The sequence below is a fragment of the Sphingobacterium sp. T2 genome, from assembly GCF_000814685.1.
GTDB classification, from domain to species: Bacteria; Bacteroidota; Bacteroidia; order Sphingobacteriales; family Sphingobacteriaceae; genus Sphingobacterium; species Sphingobacterium thermophilum.
Genome location: NZ_JXAC01000321.1, coordinates 1 through 956, shown reverse-complemented (window position 1 = coordinate 956; position 956 = coordinate 1). Strand labels below are relative to the sequence as shown.

Genomic DNA, 956 nt, shown 5'->3' with positions numbered 1-956 from the left:
CTTCAAAAAGGTAAGTTTTGGGCTGGTATGCTTTATAATATTCCCGCAGCAAATCCAGCACTGCAGACGGTAGTGGTACGTACCGATCTTTCTTTCCTTGACCAGCTTCGATGAGTACCTGCATCCGTCCACTGTCGATGTCGCTCACTTTCAGATTGACAACCTCACTTATGCGCAACCCCATTCCGTAGCACAGTTGCAGCATCAGCAAATGTTTTCGGTTTTGTACCACGTCGAATATCCGTTTTACTTCCTTTTGGCTCAACACCTTTGGCAAAGTGGATGGCTTCTTCGGCCGTGGGATTTCGGCAAAGAAGTCCGGTTTATGGAGCACCTGTTCAAAATAGAATTTGATGGCGTTGAGCCTGCTTTGCAGCTGGCTTTCTGAAATCTTCAATGTATTGATGCAATAAAGAATGTAAGCACGGAGACGGTCGTAGCCCAGCGAATCAACGGGCACATCTTTCAAAATATACAGTAGCTGTGCAAATTCGATCATGTATGTCTTTATGGTGGATGGACTATAGGCTTTCATCTGCAATACCTCTTTCATGCGTTGCAACTCCCGGGCATTCACGGGTGACAATTTGGACAATACCCCTTTGCCAACCGGTGAGATTTTCATCCCAAACAGCGTGCGGAAATGGGCGTTGTCCGGTACATACCAGCACTTCTTAGACCTACTCCACCTACCTTTCAGCGATTTGACCAAATCAATCTTTGCCCGGTCGTATTTGAAATCCACCCAAATGACCGCCGAATCATTATGCCTACCTTCCCGGAAAGCAAAACCGGAAAAATCAATAGCTTTCATACTGCGCATTTTGTATTACCTAATAAAGCAAATTACTAAGAAAAGTTATAACAAAATTGCGCAAATGGATAAAATCAGCACAACCAATAAAGATGAACAGCCCCTTACAAAACMAAACTAATTTAWTGGCAAAACAGTAGAA

At 43.8% G+C, this 956-nt stretch carries 1 protein-coding gene; it reads right to left on the bottom strand.

Annotation, left to right across the window (positions count from 1 at the left end; genetic code table 11):
- Positions 1-814: tyrosine-type recombinase/integrase (locus tag SD31_RS14505; protein WP_039054636.1), on the bottom strand; the 814-nt coding region annotated here is incomplete at its 3' end.
- Between the last annotated feature and the right edge of the window lie 142 nt (positions 815-956).